Genomic DNA, 21,690 nt, shown 5'->3' on the forward strand with positions numbered 1-21,690 from the left:
ACCTGCGGCGGCGCTCCGGACCGGTGATCAAACTGACATGGGCCATGCTGTGCAGCTACGAGCGCTCTTAAGGACGTCCTTACGAGCACAGCATCGCCATCCACCTCACCCCGACAAGGCGGCCCCCACCGGAGGCTCACGATGATCCGTTGCGCCGCCTCGAAGAAGTCGCGTTCGACGATCCCCTCGAAAGCGCCATCGGCGCGCACCCACATGTCAGGGCTGTTCACCACCCGCTTGGCCTTCAGCTTGAAGGACGCCCGGTTGTAGACATTGTTGCCGATGTACTTCTCGTTGGTCAGGACCTGATGGACAGTGCCGCGGGTCCAAGGCCTCCCAAGATCCGTGAGGATGCCTTCGGCGTTCAGCGCCGCAGCGATCTCCGTCTCGGTCCGCCGCTGCACGACGAACATGCGGTAAAGCCGGCGCACCACCTCGACCTCTTCGGGCGGGCCGGGTTGAAGCACGACCCGGTCGGTCTGCAGACTCTTCTGTTCGCCGTGATTGAGCACAGCCTTGGGATTGCGGTGCTCGTCGACCAAATAGCGCCGAAGTCCGTAGCCGGCCGCGCCGCCCTGCCGGAAGCCCAAACGGATCAAGCGGCACTGGCCTGTGAACACCTTGACCGACAGCTCGCGACTATATTCGCCCGCCATCGCCCGCTTCATGCTCTTGATGATCGTGGCGCTTAGGCTGCCGTCATTCTCGAACTGCTCGGCGCAGTATTGGACGGCGATTCCCGCTTCACGGCAGATGAACTCGTAATAAGCGCTCTCGTCGGCATCCTGAAAACGGCCCCAGCGGCTCACATCATAGACGAGGATGGCCTTAAAGTCGGTCTTGCCGCTACGGACGTCGGCGATGAGCTGCTGAAGCGACAGCCGTCCGTCCAGGCGAAGACCGCTCTTGCCCGAGTCCTCGTAGGTCTTCACGATCTCGAATCCACGCCGCGCGGCGTACTGGGCGATGATCTCCGCTTGGTTTTCGGTCGAATATTTCTGGTGCTCAGTCGACATTCGCACATATTGCGCCGCTCGCACGGCCGTGCGCGGCGTTGCTTCAGCGCTGATTGCCTCTGATACTTCGATCACACCGGCTGCTCTCGCTGGCCCGAAAAGGACAGGTTCGATCTCCCACCAATTCTATTGGGAGTCAGAACGAATGTCGTTCTCCGAGAAAGACCGAAAAGTTCAGTCGAAAGCCGGAAATCCTTTTCCGGTCGATACGGCCCAGCCTCTCGCGCGCGCCGTTGCACTCGCGCTCAAGGCCGAGTTCGGCAGCACGCCCTCGGCGCTGAAGACGGTGGCCCAGCTCACCGCTTCGAACGAGCGGGCGGTCCGAAACTGGTTCGAGGCCAAGAACGGGCCCAGCGGCGAGAACCTGGTGGTCCTGATGCGCCATTCCGATTTGGTGCTCCGCACCGTCCTGGGGCTGGCCGATCGTCAGGATCTGGTCGTCGCGGTCGGGCTCGCAAGCTTGCGGCGTCAGTTGGTCGATGCCGTGGCCGCCATCGATGGACTGCCGCCAGCGCCCGAGTAGCCGCCTATGGGCGGACAGACGACCCCGCCGATTTGCACGCCAGAGCCGCCTGCAACCCTACGCCGGTCCACAAGCTCTTTTCACGCCGGGTCTATCGGCTCCATTCGAGGCGACACGTCACCTCCCGGGAGTCAAAGAGCATGTCGACACGGTCCGATGCGTTGAAGAAGCGGATGATCCGCAGGCATGAGCTACGCCAAATCGTGCCGCTGGCCGACACGACCATCTACGAGATGGAGCAGCGCGGAGAATTTCCCCGGCGCTTTGCGCTGACGCCGCGCTGTGTGGTCTGGGACCTCGCCGAGGTCGAAGCGTGGCTGACAGAGCGGCTGAGCAAGGCGCGGCGACAGAGCGTCGATCGAGCGCCGCACCCGGATGTGCGCAAGCGCAGGACCCGTCCCGTTAAAGCGCAGGATCAGGCGCGAGCATAGCCATCGTGGGCGGGACCAGCACCGGCGCCCGCTTCTGCCCCGCGACCCAAGCATCTACGATGTCGGACCACTCCTGCATCATGTGCCGGCGCTGATGCTCATACTCGGCCTTGTTATAGACCCCGCGCGATGAGCGGCCGTCTTCATGGGCCAGGCACTTCTCGATCCAGTCGCTGTTGAAACCCAGCTCGTTGAGAAGGGTCGAGCCGGTTCGGCGCAGATCGTGCACCGTGAAGGGCTCAAGCGGGAGGCCTTCTTTCTGAGCCCGCTCCACCACCGCATAGGTCACCCGATTGAAGGTGGCGCGCGACATGGGTGCGTCCGCATCGTAGCGCGATGGGAGCAGGTAGCGGGAATTTCCCGCGCAGGTTTTGAGCGCGATCATGATGTCGATGCACTGCTGAGACAGATAGACATTGTGCGCCTTCGATCGCTTCATCCGCTCCTTGGGGATCGTCCAGACAGCGTTCTCGAAGTCGATCTCGTCCCAGGTCGCGTCCTGTAGTTCGCTCTTGCGCACCATCGTCAGCAGGAAGAGGCGCATACCGAGCCGGATCGTGGGCAGCGTGGCGACATGCTCGAGCTGCTTCAACATCACACGAATCTCGGTCGGTGACAGCGAGCGGTCTTTCGGCACGAACGTCGCGATCGAGGCCGGCCCGACATCGTCGGCCGGATTGGCCACCTTCTCGCCGTGCAGAATCGCAAATCCGTAGATCTGTTTGAGGATGTCGCGGACGTGGATGGCGGTGGCCGGAGCACCGCGATCGACGATCTTTCCGCAATGGGCGCGAAGATCATCCGGCGTGATCTCGTGCAGCAGGCGGTTCTTCCAGACCGGCAGCAGCTCACGCTCGAAGATCGAGCGCCGCATGGCTCGGGTACTGTCAGCCATCGGCGCTTTGGTCAGCCACGTTTCTCCGAACTCTCCGAAGCTCTTGGCTTCCTTGAGGCGGCGCTTCTCCCGCTGCTTCTCTTGGGCTGGCGACCGGCCTTCAGCGACGGCGCGTTTTGCGTCGATCGTCTTTTCGCGCGCGCGGGCAAGCGAGATCCCGGTCGGGCCGTACTTGCCCAGCGTCAGCGTCTCCCGCCGGCCGTTCAAGCGGTAGTCCAATCGGAACGTCACCGTACCCGACGTGGAAACATGAACGTAAAGCCCGTCACGGTCCGTGACCTTGTAGGCTTTCTCGCGTGATTTCAGATTCTTAAGCGCCACATCGGTGAGCATACGGGCTCCTTCACGACAGAAATACCGTCGGCCCGATTTCGGTATCCCTCTAGACCTTTTATCTTGCGTTTTCCGCGTGTTAGGTCTTAAAAAATACCGTCATGTAAGCCGATGTCCCTGACGGTATCGCCCTTGGCGGCATGGTGCAAGTTTGCGGCATACCGTCGCGCAGGCCGTCAGCGCGAGCCGCTGCCCCCCGATTGATCTCGATAGATGCCGGAAGATAACTTTTTTATTTCAGTAGCTTAGTGGCACTTTGGCGAAAGATGCCGATAGGCCCAAACGGGCCTGAATCATTCCCACTCGATCGTGCCCGGCGGTTTGGAGGTCACGTCGTAGACAACCCGGTTGACGCCACGGACCTCGTTGATGATCCGGGTCGCGGCCCGGGCCAGGACATCCCAGGGGAACTCAAAGAAGTCAGCGGTCATGCCGTCGGTCGAGGTGACGGCGCGCAGGGCGCAGACATTCTCATAGGTGCGGGCGTCGCCCATGACGCCGACGGTCTTGACCGGCAGCAGGACGGCGAAGGCCTGCCAGATGGAGTCATAGAGGCCAGCCTTGCGGATCTCGTCCAGATAGATGGCGTCGGCCTGCTGCAGGACGGCGACCGCCTCAGGCGTGATCTCGCCCGGAATGCGGATGGCAAGACCCGGCCCCGGGAAGGGATGGCGGCCGACAAAGGCCGGAGGCAGGCCCAGTTCCACGCCGAGCACGCGAACCTCGTCCTTGAAGAGCTCCCGCAGGGGCTCCACCAGCTTGAGCTTCATGAAGTCCGGCAGACCTCCGACATTGTGGTGGCTCTTGATCACCGCCGAGGGGCCGCCCCGGGCCGAGACGCTTTCGATCACATCGGGATAGAGGGTGCCCTGGGCCAGGAAGGCCGCGCCGTCGATCTTGGCGGCCTCCCGGTCAAAGACCTCAACGAACAGTCGGCCAATGGTCTTGCGCTTGGTCTCGGGGTCGGTGACCCCGGCCAGTTCGCCCAGGAACTGCTCGCCGGCGTCCACATGGATCAGCGGAATATTGTAGTGGTCGCGGAACATGGTCACGACCTGCTCGGCCTCGTTGTGGCGCAGGAGGCCGGTGTCGACGAAGACGCAGGTCAGCTGGTCACCGATCGCCTCGTGGATCAGCACCGCGGCGACTGAGGAGTCCACGCCGCCGGACAGGCCACAGATCACCTTGCCCTCGCCCACCTGCTCGCGGATACGCTCGACCATCTCCTGGCGGAAGGCCTTCATGGTCCAGTCGCCCTTCAGCCCGGCGATCTTGTGGGTGAAGTTGCGCAGGATCAGCGCGCCGCGGGGGGTATGGGCCACCTCAGGGTGGAACTGAATGCCGTAGAAGCGCCGGCCCTCATCGGCGATCACCGCAAAAGGCGAGCCTTCCGAGGCCGCCACCACGTGGAAGCCTTGGGGGATGGCGGTGATCTTGTCGCCGTGGCTCATCCAGACGGTTTCCTTGGCGCCGACCCCGCCAAGACCATCCAGCAGCGGGCTTTCCCGCTCGATCAGGATTTCGGCGCGGCCGAACTCCCGGTGATGGCCGCTCTCCACCGCCCCGCCCAGCTTGGCGCACATGTGCATCTCACCGTAGCAGATGCCCAGCACCGGGACGCCCAGCTCGAACACCCTGGGCGTGACCTTGGGGGCCTCGTCCTCATGGGCGCTGGCGGGCCCGCCGGACAGGATCACCGCCTTGGGCGCATAGACGTCCAGCATCGCCTCGATCTTGTCGTAGGGATGGATCTCGCAATAGACGCCGTTCTCGCGCAGGCGCCGGGCGATCAGCTGCGTCACCTGGCTGCCGAAATCGACGATCAGGACGCGCTCGTGGTTGGGTTCGAGAAGCTCGGTCATGGCAGGCGGCCTTCAGGCGGGGTGTCGGGTCATCGCGCGCGCTCCAGCACCGCGACGAAGAAGCCGTCGGTCTGGGCGCCGGCTGGCGTCAGCCGCAGATAGCCCTGCGGCGTGAGCCAGGGGGCAAGCTCGGGCCGTTCGCTGGCGGGTAGGGTGACGAAGCCGCCTCCTTGTCGGGCCAGGAAGGCGGCGACCCGGTCCTCGTCCTCCTGGGGCAGGACCGAACAGGTCACATAGATCAGACGCCCGCCTGGCTTTGCGAAGGTCGCGCCGGCGTCCAGCACGGCGTCCTGGTCCGCCATCCGGCGCTCCAGGGCCTCAGGGCTCAGGCGCCATTTGGTGTCGGGGTGCCGGCGCCAGGAGCCGGAGCCTGAACAGGGGGCGTCGATGAACACCACGTCCATCTTGCCTTCCAGCCCGGCCAGGGGGTCGGGGTTCACCGGGGAGCGGATCTGCAGGTTTCGAACCCCTGCCCGCTCGCCACGGCGGATGGTGTCGGTCAGGCGCCGCGCATCGGAGTCATAGGCGTAGATCTGGCCCGTGTTGCCCATGGCCGAAGCCAGGGCCAGGGTCTTGCCGCCGCCGCCGGCGCAGAAGTCCAGGACCTGGCGGCCCTTCACCTCGCCGGCGCAGGCGGCCGCGATCTGCGAGCCCAGGTCCTGCACCTCGAACCAGCCTTTGGAGAAGGCGGGAATGGTCTCCACCGCCCCGGCGCGGCGGGCGGGATCAGGCGCCGGCAGACGAATGGCGCCCTCCAGCAGCTCGACGGTTTCTGGACCCAATGGCGAGAGGGCCTTGAGCGCACGGATGGTGTCGGTTTTCAGCAGGTTGACCCGAAGGTCCACCGGCGCCCGCTCGGCCAGGGCCTGGGCCTCTTCCACCCGGCGGTCGCCAAAGGCGCGCCCGAGATCCTCGTCCAGCCAGTCGGGATAGTCGCCGCGCACCGGATCGGGGGCGCTTCCAAGATCTGCGGGCGACTCAAGGGCTGCCGCCTCGGCCTCGCTCAAGGCGCCGGGACCATGCTCGGGGTCAGCGCAGGCCTCGGCGATGGCCCTGCTGGTCCAGTCCCACTCGAACTTCAGGGCCCCGATGGCCGCGGCGCGATTGGACTCCGCGCCCATCCGCCAGGCCAGGGACCGGCGCTTGCGCAGCACGTCCAGAACGAGCCCAGAGACGAAGGCGCGATCCTTGGAGCCGGCGAACCGGGAGCGTTCCCCCCAGGTCTTCAGGGCCAGCCGGACAGGCCGGTGACGGGTCTCGATATCGTCTAGGACTTCGATGGCCGCAGCCAGGCGTCCGCCGTCACGCACGGGCAAGCCTCACAGGAAAATGGCCGCCACCACCATGCCAAGCCCAATCATGGCGACGAACCAGACCAGGCTGCGCACCATGGGGACGCCGGCCGCATAGAGCGGAACATAGAGGGCGCGGCCCGCCACATAGAGGACGCTGCCCCAGAGGGTCAGGTCCCCAAGCTTGCCGCCCAGATAGGCCACGATGACCGCCGCGGCGAAGAAGGGAAAGGTCTCGAGAAAGTTGCGCAGCGCCCGGTCGAGACGGGCGGCGGCGCCCTCGATGGGTCGGACCTCGTCCCGCGGGCCCGCCGCCCATTTCAGGCCCTGCTGACGGCGCGCAGCCGCCGCGCCCCAAAGGATCTGGATCAGGCCGATCAGGATGGCGACACCGAGAAGCTTCAGCTCCAGAGCCATGGTCATGGCCTAGATCCCACTCGGATAGTTGGGCGCCTCGCGGGTGATCATCACGTCATGGACGTGACTTTCACGCAGGCCGGCCCCGGTGATGCGGATGAACCGCGCCCGTTCCCGGAACTGCTGCAGATTGCCGGCCCCAACATAGCCCATGGCCGCCCGAAGACCGCCGACCATCTGGTGGACGATGGGTGCGATCGGGCCCTTGAACGGGACCTGGCCCTCGATGCCCTCGGGCACCAGCTTCAGCGCGTCGGAGACTTCCTTCTGGAAGTAGCGATCGGCCGATCCCCGGGACATGGCGCCCAGGGAGCCCATGCCGCGATAGGCCTTGTAGGAGCGGCCCTGGTAGAGGAACACTTCGCCTGGCGCTTCGTCGACACCCGCGAAGACCGAGCCCATCATGGCCACCTGGGCCCCGGCGGCGAGCGCCTTGGCCAGATCGCCGGAATACTTGATCCCGCCATCGGCGATGACCGGCACCCCGGAGTCCCCTGAGGCGCGGACGGCGTCCATGATCGCGGTCAGCTGCGGCACCCCGACACCAGCCACCACCCGGGTGGTGCAGATGGAGCCGGGACCGATCCCGACCTTCACCGCATCAGCGCCGGCGTCGATCAGGGCGCGCGCGCCGTCATAGGTGGCGACATTGCCCGCGATCACCTGGACCCGGTTGCTCTCGGCCTTGATCCGTCCGACTGCGCGGCCGACATCGGCGTTGTGGCCGTGCGCGGTGTCGATCACCACCACGTCCACGCCGGCGTCGATCAGGGCCATGGAGCGTTCATAGCCGGCGTCGCCCACGGTGGACGCGGCGCCGACCAGCAGGCGGCCCCTGCTGTCCTTGGCGGCCAGGGGGTGAGCCTGGGCCTTTTCGATGTCCTTGACCGTGATCAGGCCGACGGCGCGATAGGCGTCGTCCACCACGATCAGGCGCTCGATCTTGTTGCGGCGAAGCAGTTCGTGGGCCTCGGCCTGCTCGACGCCTTCCTTGACCGTAACCAGCTTGTCCTTGGTCATGATGGCGCTGGCCGGCATGGCGTCGCTGGCCTCGAAGCGCATGTCGCGGTTGGTCAGGATGCCTACCAGCTTGCCGGTGTTGCGCTCCACCACCGGGAAACCGGAGATGCGGCGTCGGGCCTTGATCTCGCGGACCTCGCCGAGCGTCGTGTCCGGGTGGATGGTCAGCGGGTTGATGACCATGCCGCTTTCATAGCGCTTCACCTCGCGCACCTGATCGGCCTGCTCCTCAACGGTGAAGTTGCGGTGCAGCACGCCAAGGCCGCCAGCCTGCGCCATGGCGATGGCGAGCCGACTTTCGGTGACCGTGTCCATGGCGGAGGACACGAGGGGTATGTTCAGCCGGATCTCTCGGGTCAGCCGTGTGGTCGTATCCACCTGGGTGGGCATGACCTCGGACGCGCCGGGTTCGAGCAAAACATCGTCGAAGGTAAGCCCTTCGCGAATCTCCATGAGACTCTCCGTTTTGCGAGCCGCGTATAAGCCGTCCGACGCGGTGGGGGCAAGCGCCGTGGCCAAAGTGGGGTGGAATTCGCCGTAAGGGGGCGCCGGCGCGGCCCTCAGGCCCCTGGACGGCCCTTGAATCCGGTCGCCACGATGTAGGTCTCCGAAGAGTCCGCCCGGCTGGCCTTGGGCTTGACGTTGCGGACCTGGGCGAAGTCCAGGCGCAGCTTCTGGATCAGATCGCCCACCTCGCCGCCCTGGAAGGCTTTAATGACGAAGGCGCCGCCGGGCTTCAGCACGCTGATGGCGAAGACCGTCGCCACCTCGATCAGGCCGACAATGCGGAGGTGATCGGTCTGGCGGTGGCCCACCGTATTGGGAGCCATGTCCGACAGCACCAAATCCGGCGGGCCGCCCAACAGGTCGATCAGCATCGGCCCGCACTCCGGGTCGGTGAAGTCCATCTGCAGGATGTGGGCCGGCGGCATGGGGTCGACCGGCAGCAGGTCGACGGCGGCGATGTGGGTCACGCCCCGCTCGATGGCCACCTGGGTCCAGCCCCCGGGCGCCACGCCCAGGTCGATGACCCGGGCGCCGGGCTTGAGAAAGTGAAACTTGTCGTCGATCTCGATCAGCTTGTAGGCCGCCCGCGACCGGTAGCCGTGGGCGCGGGCCTTGGCGGCGAACGGGTCATTGATCTGGCGTTCGAGCCAGGCCTGCGACGAGGGTGTCCGCTGCTTGGCGGTCTTCAGGCGTGCGGGCTTGGAGCGGCCCTCATCGCTGCCCCCGGTGGGCAGGCGGACCATACGTTTGCGCGGGGGCTCGGTCATGCTGGCGCCTTGCTGTTGTCGCCCGCCCGGCGGCGGCGTGGGCCGCGACGGCGACGTCGTCGCCCGCCCTTATCGGACATCAGCGAGATTAGCACGCCTTCGCGCAAACCCCGGTCAGCCACCCGCACCCTCGAACAGGGCCAGAGCTCCTGCACCGCCTGCAGGATCGCCGCGCCGGCCAGGACCAGATCGGCCCGGTCAGGGCCGATACAGGGCTGCTGCGCCCGCTGGGCCGGGGTCAGGGCCAGGAGCATGTCAGCCGCCCGGTCGCAGTCATCCCGCGTCATCCAGATTCCGTCGACCCGGGACCGGTCATAGCGCTCCAGCCCCAGGTGCAGTCCGGCCAGGCTGGTAATGGCGCCCGACGTCCCCACCAGATGCGCGCCGTCGGCCTCAAACACCGGCCGAAGCGCCTCGGCCCGGCGGAAGGCGGCGATCTCCGTCTTCACCGCCTCGACCATCGCCCGGAACCACTGGTCGGTCGGCGCCTCACCTTCGGGGAAGCGCTCGGCCAGGGTGACGACGCCGATGGGAATGGACAGCCAGGCCTTGATCGGCGGCGTGCGGTCGGCCGCCTGGGTCGGGCCGCTGAGATCGACCCAGGACATTTCGGTGGAGCCGCCGCCCACATCCACCACAAGGGCGGCCTGCGCCTCCCTGTCCAACAGGCCAAGACAGCCCGCCACCGAGAGCCTCGCCTCCTCATGAGGGGTGATGACCTGCAGGTTGAGGCCCGTCTCGTTGGCCACCCGTTCGACAAAGGCCTCGCCATTCACCGCCGAGCGGCAGGCCTGGGTGGCGACGGCGCGAATCTTCACCACGCGGCGGCGGCGCACCTTTTCGGCGCTGACCGCCAGGGCCGCCAGGGCGCGGTCCATCGCGGCCTCAGAGAGTCGGCCTGTCTGGGAGAGCCCCTCCCCGAGGCGCACAATGCGGGAATAGGCTTCGACCACCCGAAAGCCGCCAGCCGCGGGCGTGGCGATCAGAAGTCTGCAGTTGTTTGTCCCCAGGTCCAGGGCCGCATAGCACGGCCCGTCCTTGGTCGTTTTGTCCCGCGCACGCAACCTGGTGTCGGGCGCGCTCGGCGCCTCAGACATGGACCGCCACCTGTCCCACTGTAGCCGGCCGAACAACGGCCGCCTTGCTTCAGAGGCGACTGTAGCAAGCGTACTCGCCCGCCGAAAGGCGTCGCCTTGCGCCGTGTGACAAGATGATTACGTTCACCTCCCGGTCAGAAAACGTAGTGTACAAATCCCTGTCATGGAACTTCGAAGCGCCAAGTACGCCATTGGTCAGGTGGTCCGGCACAGGATCTTCCCCTTCCGGGGCGTGATCTTTGACGTCGATCCGGCGTTCGCCAACAGCGAGGACTGGTGGCTGTCGATCCCGGCGGATGTGCGCCCGCACAAGGACCAGCCTTTCTATCACCTGCTGGCCGAAAACCAGGAGAGCGCCTACGTCGCCTATGTGTCGGAGCAGAACCTGTTGCCCGACGAAAGTGGTGAGCCGGTCAGTCATCCCCAAGCGGCCCTGCTGTTTGATTCCTTCCAGGGCGACCACTACACATTGCGACCGCGCATCAGCCATTAGGCGCAAGAATTAATCCGGAAACGGGTTCTTTTGAGCCGCTTTCGCACGGATATTCCCGCAAAACTGGCGCATTCTCCCTTGATGGACGGGAGCTCAACACCTCTCAAGCCGCCGCCAGGCGCCGCCGCCGACTGGACCATCGACCAGGGCTGGCGCAACTATTGTGACCAGGACCATCAGGTCTGGACCACGCTCTATGAGCGCCAGGCCGGAATGCTCCAGAACAGGGCTTGCGAGCCCTTCCTGCGGGGGCTCGACGCCCTTGATCTGCATGGGGACGGCATCCCCGATTTCGCCAGGATCAACGCCGAGCTGGAGCGCCTCACCGGCTGGCAGGTGGTCGCCGTACCGGGGCTAGTCCCGGATGACGTCTTTTTTGAGCATCTCGCCCACCGGCGATTCCCGGCCGGCCGGTTCATCCGGACCCCCGACCAGCTCGACTACCTGCAGGAACCCGACGTGTTCCACGACGTGTTCGGCCATGTCCCCATGCTCACCGACCCCGTCTTCGCCGATTACATGGCCGCCTATGGCCGAGGCGGGATGCGGGCGTTGAGCAAAGGCCATCTCGCGCATCTGGCCAGGCTCTATTGGCACACCGTGGAGTTCGGCCTCATGAAAACGGACGCGGGCCTGCGCATCTATGGCGCCGGCATCGTCTCCTCACGGGCGGAGTCGGTATTCTGCCTGGACGATCCCTCGCCGCACCGCCTGGATTTCGACCTGATGCGCGTGATGCGCACGCCCTATCGGATTGATGACTTCCAGCCGACCTATTTCGTCATCCCGTCCCTGGAAGAGCTGCTGGCCGCCAGCCTGCAGGACTTCGAGCCCCTCTATGCGAGACTCGAGGGCCTGGAGGACATCCCGATCGGAGAAGTGACCGGGGACGACGGCGTCATTCATCGGGGGGCCCAGACCTATCACGAGGCCCGAAACGCGATTTAGTAATCGCGCCGCCAGCGGACTGACAGCCGGCTGTCGCCTTCGCCTGTCAGCCGCGAGACGATGGAAAGATTACGCCTGACCTGCCATTCCACCTGGGCGGTGGCGCTGTCGCGGCCCCCGCCGATGATCTCCAGATAGACATCGTCGGTCAGGTATTTGCCGCCGGCCACGGTCACGCCGGAACTCTCATCTCCCCCCAGACTCAACCGGTCGAGACCGGCGAACTCCCGCAGGTTTCCAACGATGTCAAAGCCCCCGCCCCCGGCCAGCGAGGATAGGGCCGAGGCCAGTTGGGCGGCTTCGATGGTCGACAACTGGGAGGCCGATCGGCCAAACAGCACCTGGGACAACACCTCATCATCGGGCAGGACTGGGGTGGAGGTCAGGCGGATGCTGGGCTTGGCCGCTGTGCCGCTGACCCGAATGACCGCGGTCAGGGCCGGGTCATCCCGAGTGGCGGTCAGATCCAGTCGAATGTTCGCAGGCGAGGTGGACAGGTAGACCACGCCGCGCTGGTCGAATTCAAAGCGCTTTCCTGCGAACTCATAGTCGCCGCGCACCACTCGGGCTTCCCCTGAGAGGATCGGGCGCGCGGTCGAGCCAGTCACCCGGGCGTCCAGTGACATCTCGACGTCCAGGCCACGCCCCCGAAGGAAGACGCTGCGCGGCGCCGTCAGGCTGACGTCAAGCGCCCAGCCCTCCCCGCGACGCTGGGGCTGCATCCGGAGGTTCTGGCGGAGATCGAGCTCCAGCGGCCGGTTACGCTCCACCACGTCAATGGTCACCACCCCTGAGGGGGTCGGTGGATCGGCGGCGACCTCAGCCTCGTCGATGCGTAGGGCCCCGGACAGACGGACCTTGCCCTCTTCGTTGCGGTTGATGGTCACCTCGCCGCTGGCGTCGGCCTGGGCGATGTCGTTGTCGATCAGCCGGAAACCATCCAGCCGCAGACGAAAGCCGGACACCCCGCCCCGGTAGAGGCTGATCTGGCCCGAGCCATCGACCCTGCCGCCGGAGCCGTCGACGCCCCGGGCCTGGCTCACCTCGATGACCCGCTCCGAGAGGACGGCGGCCACGCTCATGTCACGCAGGCTCAGTCCCGTTGGCGCATCGTCGAACCGTCCGCCCTCAAGGCTCGCCCGACCTGACAGGCTGGGATCGGCGAGCGTGCCGCCAATCACTCCATTGATCTGAACCCGACCGGCGAGGGTGCGGTCGCCGTCGACCAGAAGCGCCCAGAGGGGCTCGACGTCGCCATCTGCGAACACCTGGCCGCGCACGGGCTTGCGGCGGTCCAAGGCCAGCCGGAAGGGTCGCGCCGACGCCTCTGTCGGCAAGTTCAGATCTGCCTCGGCCCGCAGCCCCTGCTCATTGCTGACCTCGGCCTTCACGGTCATGAGGTCGTCGTTGAGAACGACCTCCAGCACCCCGTCCAGGCCCTGGGCCCGAGGGCTGCCGCGACCGCGCGCGTCTGTGAGGCGCGCGCCCAGGGAGCCCACCAGTTCGCTGTCGCGCCCCGACAGGGAGAGATTGGCGTTCACCCGCCCGGCGAGGTCGGGATTGAGCATGTCCAGACCAAGGTTCGTAATCGTCGCCTCGACTTCAGCCAGAGCGCCCGCCAGCCGGCCGTCAATCTCAACCCGACCACCGTCCTCAGTTCCCAGCAGGATGCGCGCCGTGCGCACATCATCACCGAGGCGGAAGATGGCCGGCTGAACTGTGGCCACCTTTCGGCCCCCATATCCCCCCCGCCCCATGAAGGTCAGGGTGTGGGCGCGTTCGGCCTCGGCCAAGGCTCCCTGGCCTGAGACATCCCAACGCTCGCCCCCGTAGCCGCCGCTGGCGGACAGGTCATATGCCAGCTGGTCCATTGGCCCCTTGGCGGTCAGACGGCCCGCGACAATGGCGAGCTCGCTACCCACCGGCACCGCTTCCCGTATATTGAGGTCCAGGTCGGCCATCGGCGCCTCAACCCCATCCACGATCGTCACCCGGCCGGCGACCGATCCGCGCGAAAGGATGGCGCCAGGCCCGATCGCCAACTGGAGATCGGCCCGCGAGGGCGTGGATCGTCGAAGACTGAGATCGCCCTGCAGGGCGACACCGCCGGCATCGACATCGATGCGCCGCAGATCGACACCCGCAGCCGGCAGGGCGAAGTCCGCGCGCCCCCTTGCCGGACCATATTGGCTCTCGGCCAGCAGGGTGACCTGTCCGGCGGCCCCGGTGGTCTGGCTCCGGCCAAAACTCAGGGTGAGCGCCGCATTTCGCAACGGCAGCCGCGGCAGATCGACCTCATCGAAGCGCGCCGACAGGTCCAGCCTTGGCGCGCTCAGTGTCCCTGTGAGCGCCCCAGATCCCTCGGCAGAACCGTCGAACTCCGCGGGTCCAGCCTGCAAGGGACCCTCAGCAGACCAGTCGACCTTGAATCGCAGATCGCCCTCAGGACCATAGACACCGGCGGCGTCAGCCTGCAGGGCGCGGCCGTTCAGCTTCGCCTCCTGCAGCGCCAGTCGGCCGCCTGCAAACTCGGCGCGGGCGCGCAATTGCGGCGTCTGACCAAGCAATCGGTCGAGCTGCGCATAGCCTGTCCCAAGATCTGCCCCCCGCCCGTCGATCCGCAGGCGCCAAGGCGCGTCACGTCCACCGCGATCGGCCGACCATGTGAGGTTCACAAGGCCTGCGGCGCCGGCTCGAGCGGCTGAGAGATTGGAAAGTCGCGCCGTTCCACGCGCGTTGAGGCCGCCCAACAGCCCCCGTCCGCCCTGCCCCTCAATCGCAAGGCCCTGGCCCTGAGCATCCAGGCTGCGGACCAGCAGTCGACCATCGGCCAACCGCTCCGCCGAGAGAGCCGCCCGCGGTTGTGGGCCGAGCAGCGCGTTGAGATAGCCCTCGCCGGCGCCCCCAGCGCCCCGCAGATCAGTCTCCAGGGTGATGCCCCGGCGGTTTCGCGCGAGGGCTACAGGTCCCGTGACCGACGCCAGACCATAGCCTCCCGCCGCCAGGTCGCGCGCCGTGACATCGCCCTCGAAGGTAAGGTCGTCAGGCGCCCCCCTCAGCACCCCCGACAGGCGGGCCGCCCCCATGTCAGGGCCACCCGTCAACCGCGAGAGGGAGCCGCTTTCAACAACGAGACTCAGGCCCTGCGGGCCCGTGCGACGGTCTGCAGGATGGGCCTGCCCCACCGCCCGGGCGGTCAGGTTGTCAGCGGTCAGGCGGGCGGTGAGGTTGTAGAGGCCCTCCTCCAAGCCCTGTCCCTGGACGTCGAAGGACACCTCGTCGCCCAGCCGGGACGCGAGCGGCGCGGTCAGGCGCGAGGCGTCCAGGGACAATCGGCCCACCGCCCGACCGCCCAGGGCGTTCCAGCCGCCATTGGCCCGCAGGGGCGTCGTCGTCCCAGACTGAGCAAGGGCCTCGAACTGTCCTTCCGAGCCCTCGCCCGCAGCATCGATCCGCAGCTGAAACGGCAGGTCCGCAGGCAGGCCCAGAACCCCGGCGATGGCGCCGCCCTGGGCTTCCAGAGCCGAGACATCGATCAGCAACGGCCGTCGCGACCCCAGGTCGAAGGCGACATCGAGATGGTCCCCAGGTCGCAGCAGACTGACGGCGCGCACCTCGCCCCGCTGCCCCCTGCCCTGGCGCCGGACATCCAGTTCGGCGGTGACATCGAACAGGCCGCGCTCGTAGCTGACCTCCGGAGACAGCGCGAGGCGCAGGCGTGCCTGGTCGATGCTCACCCTGACCGGCAGACCGCCAGTCTCGTCCTTCTTTGGAGTGAGCGTCGGACGACGCAGCACGCGCACTTCTTCGGCGGTCAGCTGCTCGGCATGAAAACGACGCCGGAGCAGCTGGAGATAGTCCCACTGGACGGTGATGTTGTCGGCTTCGAGCCAGACGCCCTCTTCGTCGGTGATGGTCAACCGGCGGATGCGGAAGTCCCGGAAGAGGTCGCCGCCGAGCCCCTCGATCTTCAGATTGCCGAAACGGCCAAGCGCCAGCCCATCGGTGCGCGCCTCGATCAGGCCCATGGTCGGGGGCGCCATCGCGCCGAATCGCACAGCGGCCAGCAGCGCGCCCAGGAGGACGGCCAGGACCAGGAAGCCTACCGCCAGCCGGCGCTTCAGGCGCGGACGTCTGACGCGCGGCGCCTCATCCTGCGGCTGAACTTCGGAACTCAAAAGCTTTGTCCGATACTGAGATAAATCTGGAAGTCGCCATCACGCTTGTCGGCGTCGAGGGGAATGGCGATGTCGGCGCGAATGGGTCCAAAGCCGAGATCATAGCGGACGCCGATGCCCACCCCTACGCTCAGGTTGTCGCCGTTCGGGGTCATCTCATCGCCCACCGAGCCAGCATCCACGAAGGCCACGATCCCCCAGCGATCGGTGAGCTTGCGGCGGGCCTCCAGGCTGACCTCCACCAGGGACAGGCCGCCACGGGGGGTATTGTCGGCCAGCCGCGGGCCAACAGCCTGAAAGGCGTAGCCACGAACCGAGCCGCCGCCGCCGGCGTAGAAGCGCCGGGAGGCTGGGATGTCGGGGAGCTCGCCTCCGACCAGACTGCCGACCCGAAGACGCCCGGCGATCACCGTGCGCGCCTGACTGTCCAGGGGCAGATAGGCCGCGCCCTGGGCTGAGACCTCAAGATAGGGCAGCGCCTCGTCGCCGGTGATGTAGGTCGGCTCCAGGCGGGTATCGACCCGCCAGCCCTGGGTGGGGTCCAGCCGGTCGTTGGACCGGTCAAGGGACACCGCCCCGAACACGGCGGCGATGATCAGGTCTCGGCCCAGGGGCGACAGGGTCCGAGCCTCCTTCTCGTCGTTGCGCGACAGGTCGAGGGAGGCCCCAACGGTCACAAACGAATTGGCGCCGTACCGCCGGCGCAGATCGGCGCCGACGCCGACGCCCGTCTCCTGGTAGGCGTCGGTTTCGTTGCGATAGGCGCCGGTGTTGAAGTGCAGGGTCTGGGCGGCGCGCCGCCAGTGCGGCAGGGTCAGGTCTGCGCCCAGCCGGCTGTCCAGTTCGGACAGGCGGGCGACCAGGGCCAGGGTGTCAGCCCGACCCAGGACGTTATAGCGGCTCCAGCGAGAATCGACGCCGAAGCCCTCGACCGTGGAATAGCTGGCGCCAAGCTCGAGGGTCCGGCGAGGGCGATCAGACAGACCGACCAGCACCCGGCGGCGGCCCTCCTCGTCGACGTCGTCCCGAGCCGAAAGGGCGACAGTGACGGTATCGTAGACGCCTGTGTCCAGCAGACGCCGCTCGAACTCGGCGACGTCCTCGGGGTCATACACGTCCCCCTCCCGCCAGGGACGCAACTGATCGAGCCAGACGGGATTGGTTCGCCCTTCGGTATCAAGGATCAACCCGTCGAGCCGGACCAGATCCCCGGCCGCAATACGAAAGGTCGGTCGGACGGTGTCGTCGGCATGATCGACAATCACTTCCCGAGGGTCGGCGGAAACGTCGGCATAACCGGAACTTCGAACCGTAGCGACGATCCGACCCTCCGCAGCGACAACCTCGGCTGAGCGGCCAGGGTCGCCAGGGGCCAGTTCCATCGCCTCAAGCCCTCGCGCGCGGACATCCTCGTCCGGAGCCGCGCCGGTCCACTGCACCTGCGGATCGGCGAAGAGAAAGCGGGGCCCAGGGGTGACCGCCACCACTGGACGCGGCGGTTCAAGCTCGCGCACCTCGGCTTCCACGGCGTAGGCGTAATAGCCCTCGGACCGCAGGACAGCGATCGCGTCCTCGGCCGCATCGCGCGCGCGGCGACGGGCTTGAAACAGATTATCGACCGGGCGATCGGACTCGCCAATGGCGCGGACGATTCGCTCGCGCAGATCGCTGTTGAGCTCACCGCTCACATCAGCGCGCGGTTCCGCATGCGCAGAACCGGCGCCATAAACGCACAGGGCAGCCGTGGCGACGGCTGCGAAGGCAAATCGTCCCACGCAATCACCTTTATGCCCCCCGAACCTCCCCTGTAGCCGCGCACAGCCCCCCTGTCACCCCGCCCCGATTGCGCAAAACTGTGGCGCCTCACGCCCGTTTTCGGGGCACCCATGTTACAGGGCGACGATCACGACCGCAGTCACTAGGCTGAGCGTGCAGCTTGCGGTTTCGAGGACGTGAGCGGTTGGAGTATGGCGTGGCGACAGCGCAGAGATCCGAAGAGATCGACCGGGCCTTGGCCCAGGCGGCGGGCGTGGCGGCGGTCGAAGCCGCCGCAAGGCCGCCCTATGACGAGATGCATGCCCCTGACGGCTCGGTCAGGCCCCATTTCGCCGCCCTGGCGCGACGACTGGCCGACCTTGATCCCGGCGAGCTGGATGAGCGGCAACGGACCCTGGAGCGGTTCTTCCTGCTGCAGGGCATCACCTTCACCGTCTATGGCGCCGAGAGCACCACTGAGCGGATCATCCCCACTGACCTCTTGCCGCGGATCATTCCTGCCGACGAATGGGCGCAGATTGAAGCTGGACTGACCCAGCGGCTTCAGGCCCTGAACCTGTTTCTCGCCGACATCTATGGCGAGCGAATGATCCTGAAGGACGGTGTGGTGCCCCGGGAGCTTGTGCTCGGCGCCCCCTCCTATCGTCGGGAGATGCAAGGCCTTTACGTCCCGCACCAGGCCTATGCCAATGTCTGCGGCAGCGACCTGATCCGCCAGGAGGACGGCGCCTATGCCGTGCTTGAGGACAATCTGCGGGTCCCGTCCGGCGTCTCGTACATGTTGGCCAACCGCGAGGCGTCCAAGCGCACCTTCCCCGGCACCTTCCGCCTGGCTGGCGTCCGCCAGATCGACCGCTATCCCGATCTGCTGCTCACGACCCTGCGCAGCATGGCCGAATGGCGCCCCAATCCCCAGGTCGTGGTGCTGACGCCCGGCGTCTACAACTCCGCCTATTTCGAACATGCCTATCTGGCGCGGCTCATGGGCGTCCCCCTGGTCGAGGGCCGCGACCTCGTGGTCCATGACAACATGGTCTATATGCGCACGACCACCGGCCTGCGGCGCATCGATGTGATCTATCGACGGGTGGATGACGACTTCATCGACCCGCTGACGTTCCGGCGGGATTCCTCCCTCGGCGTGCCGGGTCTGTTCAACGCCTATCGGGCGGGCACCGTGGTCATGTGCAATGCGCCGGGCACCGGGGTCGCCGACGACAAGGCGGTCTATGCCTATGTCCCTGAGATCATTCGCTACTATCTCGGGGAAGAACCGATCCTTCCGAACATCGAGACCTTCCTGTGCCGCGAGCCGAGCCAGCTGAGCTATGTGCTGGCCAATCTGGACAAGCTGGTCGTCAAGGCGGTCGGCGCCTCTGGCGGATATGGGATGCTGATCGGCCCCCACGCCAGCCTGGCCCAGCGCGAGGAATTCGCCCAGGCTCTGAAGGCTGACCCCGCCAACTACATCGCCCAGCCGACCATCCAGCTGTCTACGTCCCCCTGCCTGATCGACGGGCAGATCGATGATCGGCATGTGGATCTGCGGCCCTTCATCCTGTCAGGCGAGAAGATCACTGTGACGCCGGGCGCTTTGACCCGGGTCGCCCTGCGCAAGGGCTCGCTGGTGGTCAATTCCAGCCAGGGTGGAGGCTCCAAGGATACCTGGGTGCTGGCCGGGCCGGGAGACGACCTGTCATGATGCTCGCCCGGGTCGCCGACAGCCTCTACTGGATTGGCCGCTATGTGGAGCGGGCCGAGCATGTGGCCCGCCTGGCCGACGTCATGCTCACCGCCACCCTCGACCGCGCCGAGACCGCCGCCCAGGTGGCCCGCATCGCCCTCTCAGCGGTCGGTGACGCCACGCCGGAGCGGATCGCCACCCCCTTCGAATCCTCACGCGGCCTGGCTCTTGACCGCCTGGAGGGCAATTCGGTCGTGTCCTCCCTGGCTCTGGCCCGGGAAAATGCTCGGCAGGTCCGCGACCAGATCACCAGCGAGACCTGGGAACGGCTCAATCTGGTCCACCTGCGCCTGGCCGGCGCCGGGGCTGCGAAGTCGTTCAATGACGGTTCGTCGGCCTTTCTGCATGACATCATCGCCGATCTTCATCTGTTCAAGGGCGCAGCCGACGCCACCATGAGCCACGGGGAAGGCTGGCGATTCCTGCTGCTGGGCGCCCATCTGGAGCGGGCCCAGCTCATCGGACGTCTGCTGGAGGTCTGTTTTGGCCGCGGAGGCGAGCGGCTCGACCACCCGACCCTGACCGCGGTGCTGCGCATGAGCTGCGCCCTTGAACCCTATCTGCGGGTCTACACCGCAGATGTGCGGGCAAGGCCGATCCTTGAGTTCCTGCTGCTCAATGCGGAATTTCCCCGCTCGATCCGGTTCTGCACCGATGAGATCGAGGCCCATCTTTCCGTGTTGAGCCGTCACACCGAGGCCGTCCACGTCGGGCCTGGTCGGCTGGCCGGCCGCCTGAAGGCCCGCCTGCAATATGCCGACATGGCCGAGATTGAGCGGGAGGGCTCGCACGTCTTCCTGGAGGGCGTGCTGGCGGAATGCGGCGACATTCATCGAGGCGTCTATGACGCCTTTGTGGCCTATCCCCTCGAAATGCGCCTTCCGGCCTGAGGTTGTCCTAGTGCTTCTCGAAATCCGCCACGTCACCCAGTACCACTACGCCGCCCCCGTCCGCGAAAGCCTGATGGAGGTCTGGATGCAGCCCCAGAAGGGCGCGCGCCAGCGGTTGGTAAGCTTCGACCTGGAGATCGATCCAGGGGCGCAGCTGTTCTCCTACGCCGACACCTTCGGCAATGCGGTCTATCACTTCGACGTGCCCCACCCCCATGACCGCCTGTCCATCGTGGCTCGCTCAGCGGTGGAGACGCAAGCCGAGGCGCCCCTGCCCGAGGCCCTGGACATGGGGGAATGGGACCGGCTGCGCAGCGATTTCGTCCTCGGCGATCAGTTCGATTTTCTGCGCGAGCATGGCTTCGCCGTACAGACCGATCTGCTGCGGGCCTTCGCCGCCGAGCACGAGGTCGAGCGGCTGCGCCAGCGCGACCCGTTGAGCGCGGTCACCGCCCTGTCGAAGATCATCTACGAGTCCTTCGCCTATGAGACCGGGGTCACCGAGGCCGACAGCCCCATCGACGAGGCGCTCCGAGAACGTCGGGGGGTCTGCCAGGACTTCAGCCACATCATGATCGCCCTTTGCCGAGCCTGGGGCATTCCGGCCCGCTACGTCTCTGGCTATCTGTTCACCGACCGGGAGGGCGGCGACCGCTCCGATCCGGACGCCACCCACGCCTGGGTTGAGGTCTTCCTTCCCAGCCTGAGATGGATTGGCCTGGACCCCACCAACAACGTCATGGCCGGGGAGCGCCACGTGGCCGCCGCCATTGGTCGGGACTACAGCGACGTCCCGCCATCCCGGGGGGTCTATAAGGGCGACGCCGAAAGCCAGCTGGCTGTGGGAGTCTCGGTGCGCCGGGCCCGGGCGGCGGTCACCGAGCCGGAATTCCTGCGAATCTCACCCCCAACCTTCAGCCGCAACGCCCGGCGCCGCCCCGCGCCCAATGCGGTGATGCACGACCAGCAGCAACAGCAGCAGCAATAGGCTTGGGGGACTCCGCGCTCGCCAGCCGATCTGGCTTCCAAACGGGACCGGACTGGACTATGGCGAGGCCGTGAACCGCCGGGCCTCATTCAAACCTGCCCCCCGCCGCAGCCTTCTGCTGATCCTGGCGGGGCTGGCCCTGTTCCTGAAAATCCTGATTCCCCCCGGCTACATGGCCGCGACGGTTCAGGCTGAAGGCCCGGCCTTCGCCCTGGTCCTCTGTACGCCCCAGGGCATGGTGACCCTGGACGCCGCCGCCCCGGGAGACCATGAGAGCCCCGCTTCCTCCGACGAGGACGGCGCGCGCCACAGCCCCTGCGTCTTCGCCGGCCACGGCCTGAGCGGACCTGCGCCGGAGCTCACGTCGGGCGAACGGGTCGCCTTCGCGCGCTATGCCGACAGCCTCCTGATCGACCGTGAGCAGGTCATCCCAGGGCGCGGTCTGGCCGCGCCCCCGCCCCCCGCCCGGGGCCCCCCTTCCCTGCAGGCCTAGAGACCGGACCACCGGTCGTC

General features: G+C 66.7%; 18 protein-coding genes. 8 read left to right on the forward strand and 10 right to left on the reverse strand.

The annotated features are described in order from the left end of the window. Positions 1 to 1,091, reverse strand: a 1,091-nt coding sequence (locus Q8K84_RS06375) for a recombinase family protein (protein ID WP_305281781.1), incomplete at its 3' end; no start/stop codon positions are given. 70 nt (positions 1,092 to 1,161) lie between these two features. Here Q8K84_RS06375 and Q8K84_RS06380 point away from each other — a divergent pair. Both Q8K84_RS06380 and Q8K84_RS06385 read left to right on the forward strand, forming a co-directional pair. Continuing rightward, positions 1,162 to 1,539 (forward strand): hypothetical protein, encoded by a 378-nt coding sequence (locus tag Q8K84_RS06380; protein WP_305281782.1) that lies wholly within the window; start codon positions 1,162 to 1,164, stop codon positions 1,537 to 1,539. Between the two features lie 140 nt (positions 1,540 to 1,679). Further along, positions 1,680 to 1,970 carry an AlpA family transcriptional regulator gene (locus Q8K84_RS06385; protein WP_304755562.1) on the forward strand — a complete coding sequence of 97 codons (291 nt, stop codon included), beginning with the start codon at positions 1,680 to 1,682 and terminating at the stop codon, positions 1,968 to 1,970. Here the strand turns inward: Q8K84_RS06385 and Q8K84_RS06390 are convergent. The 7 genes from Q8K84_RS06390 to Q8K84_RS06420 all read right to left on the reverse strand — a co-directional run bounded on the left by Q8K84_RS06390 (position 1,942) and on the right by Q8K84_RS06420 (position 10,160). Beyond that, positions 1,942 to 3,198, reverse strand: coding sequence for a tyrosine-type recombinase/integrase (locus Q8K84_RS06390; RefSeq protein ID WP_304755563.1), 1,257 nt, complete (start codon positions 3,196 to 3,198; stop codon positions 1,942 to 1,944). The genes Q8K84_RS06385 and Q8K84_RS06390 overlap by 29 nt on opposite strands. Before the next feature lie 293 nt (positions 3,199 to 3,491). Next, positions 3,492 to 5,060: a glutamine-hydrolyzing GMP synthase gene (gene guaA, locus Q8K84_RS06395; RefSeq protein ID WP_305281783.1), complete on the reverse strand. Its 1,569-nt coding sequence runs from the start codon at positions 5,058 to 5,060 to the stop codon at positions 3,492 to 3,494. Positions 5,061 to 5,089: 29 nt separating this feature from the next. Next, positions 5,090 to 6,370, reverse strand: coding sequence for an RsmB/NOP family class I SAM-dependent RNA methyltransferase (locus Q8K84_RS06400; RefSeq protein WP_305281784.1), 1,281 nt, complete (start codon positions 6,368 to 6,370; stop codon positions 5,090 to 5,092). A 9-nt stretch (positions 6,371 to 6,379) separates the two neighbouring features. Then, a complete protein-coding gene (locus Q8K84_RS06405) occupies positions 6,380 to 6,775 on the reverse strand; it encodes an MAPEG family protein (RefSeq protein WP_305281785.1) in 396 nt (131 codons plus the stop codon). A 3-nt stretch (positions 6,776 to 6,778) separates the two neighbouring features. Then, entirely contained in the window at positions 6,779 to 8,242 is a 1,464-nt protein-coding gene (gene guaB / locus Q8K84_RS06410) for an IMP dehydrogenase (RefSeq protein WP_305281786.1), read from the reverse strand. A 107-nt stretch (positions 8,243 to 8,349) separates the two neighbouring features. Further along, positions 8,350 to 9,063 carry an RlmE family RNA methyltransferase gene (locus tag Q8K84_RS06415; protein WP_305281787.1) on the reverse strand — a complete coding sequence of 238 codons (714 nt, stop codon included), beginning with the start codon at positions 9,061 to 9,063 and terminating at the stop codon, positions 8,350 to 8,352. Continuing rightward, positions 9,060 to 10,160, reverse strand: a complete 1,101-nt coding sequence (locus tag Q8K84_RS06420; RefSeq protein ID WP_305281788.1) for a Ppx/GppA phosphatase family protein — start codon at positions 10,158 to 10,160, stop codon at positions 9,060 to 9,062. The genes Q8K84_RS06415 and Q8K84_RS06420 overlap by 4 nt, the downstream gene beginning before the upstream one ends. Before the next feature lie 163 nt (positions 10,161 to 10,323). Here Q8K84_RS06420 and hspQ point away from each other — a divergent pair, with 163 nt between their 5' ends. Next, positions 10,324 to 10,653 carry a heat shock protein HspQ gene (gene hspQ / locus Q8K84_RS06425; protein ID WP_305281789.1) on the forward strand — a complete coding sequence of 110 codons (330 nt, stop codon included), beginning with the start codon at positions 10,324 to 10,326 and terminating at the stop codon, positions 10,651 to 10,653. Positions 10,654 to 10,734: 81 nt separating this feature from the next. Beyond that, positions 10,735 to 11,601, forward strand: a complete 867-nt coding sequence (phhA, locus tag Q8K84_RS06430) for a phenylalanine 4-monooxygenase (RefSeq protein WP_305281790.1) — start codon at positions 10,735 to 10,737, stop codon at positions 11,599 to 11,601. On the opposite strand, the gene Q8K84_RS06435 is transcribed toward phhA, so the two are convergent. Next, entirely contained in the window at positions 11,598 to 15,779 is a 4,182-nt protein-coding gene (locus Q8K84_RS06435; RefSeq protein ID WP_305281791.1) for a translocation/assembly module TamB domain-containing protein, read from the reverse strand. The genes phhA and Q8K84_RS06435 overlap by 4 nt on opposite strands. Continuing rightward, on the reverse strand, positions 15,776 to 17,467 hold the full coding sequence (locus Q8K84_RS06440; RefSeq protein ID WP_370867843.1) for an autotransporter assembly complex family protein: 1,692 nt from the start codon (positions 17,465 to 17,467) through the stop codon (positions 15,776 to 15,778). Before Q8K84_RS06440 ends, Q8K84_RS06435 begins: the two co-directional genes overlap by 4 nt. A 383-nt stretch (positions 17,468 to 17,850) precedes the next feature. On the opposite strand from Q8K84_RS06440, the gene Q8K84_RS06445 reads away from it, so the two are divergent. The 4 genes from Q8K84_RS06445 to Q8K84_RS06460 all read left to right on the forward strand — a co-directional run bounded on the left by Q8K84_RS06445 (position 17,851) and on the right by Q8K84_RS06460 (position 21,670). Further along, a complete protein-coding gene (locus Q8K84_RS06445) occupies positions 17,851 to 19,257 on the forward strand; it encodes a circularly permuted type 2 ATP-grasp protein (protein WP_370867844.1) in 1,407 nt (468 codons plus the stop codon). Then, entirely contained in the window at positions 19,254 to 20,189 is a 936-nt protein-coding gene (locus Q8K84_RS06450) for an alpha-E domain-containing protein (RefSeq protein ID WP_305281793.1), read from the forward strand. Before Q8K84_RS06445 ends, Q8K84_RS06450 begins: the two co-directional genes overlap by 4 nt. 10 nt (positions 20,190 to 20,199) lie before the next feature. Then, positions 20,200 to 21,177 carry a transglutaminase family protein gene (locus Q8K84_RS06455; RefSeq protein ID WP_305281794.1) on the forward strand — a complete coding sequence of 326 codons (978 nt, stop codon included), beginning with the start codon at positions 20,200 to 20,202 and terminating at the stop codon, positions 21,175 to 21,177. A 70-nt stretch (positions 21,178 to 21,247) separates the two neighbouring features. Continuing rightward, positions 21,248 to 21,670, forward strand: coding sequence for a DUF2946 family protein (locus Q8K84_RS06460; RefSeq protein ID WP_305281795.1), 423 nt, complete (start codon positions 21,248 to 21,250; stop codon positions 21,668 to 21,670). Positions 21,671 to 21,690: the final 20 nt, after the last annotated feature.

Origin of the sequence: Phenylobacterium sp., assembly GCF_030679875.1 — a bacterium.
In the GTDB taxonomy this organism is placed as follows: Bacteria; Pseudomonadota; Alphaproteobacteria; order Caulobacterales; family Caulobacteraceae; genus Phenylobacterium.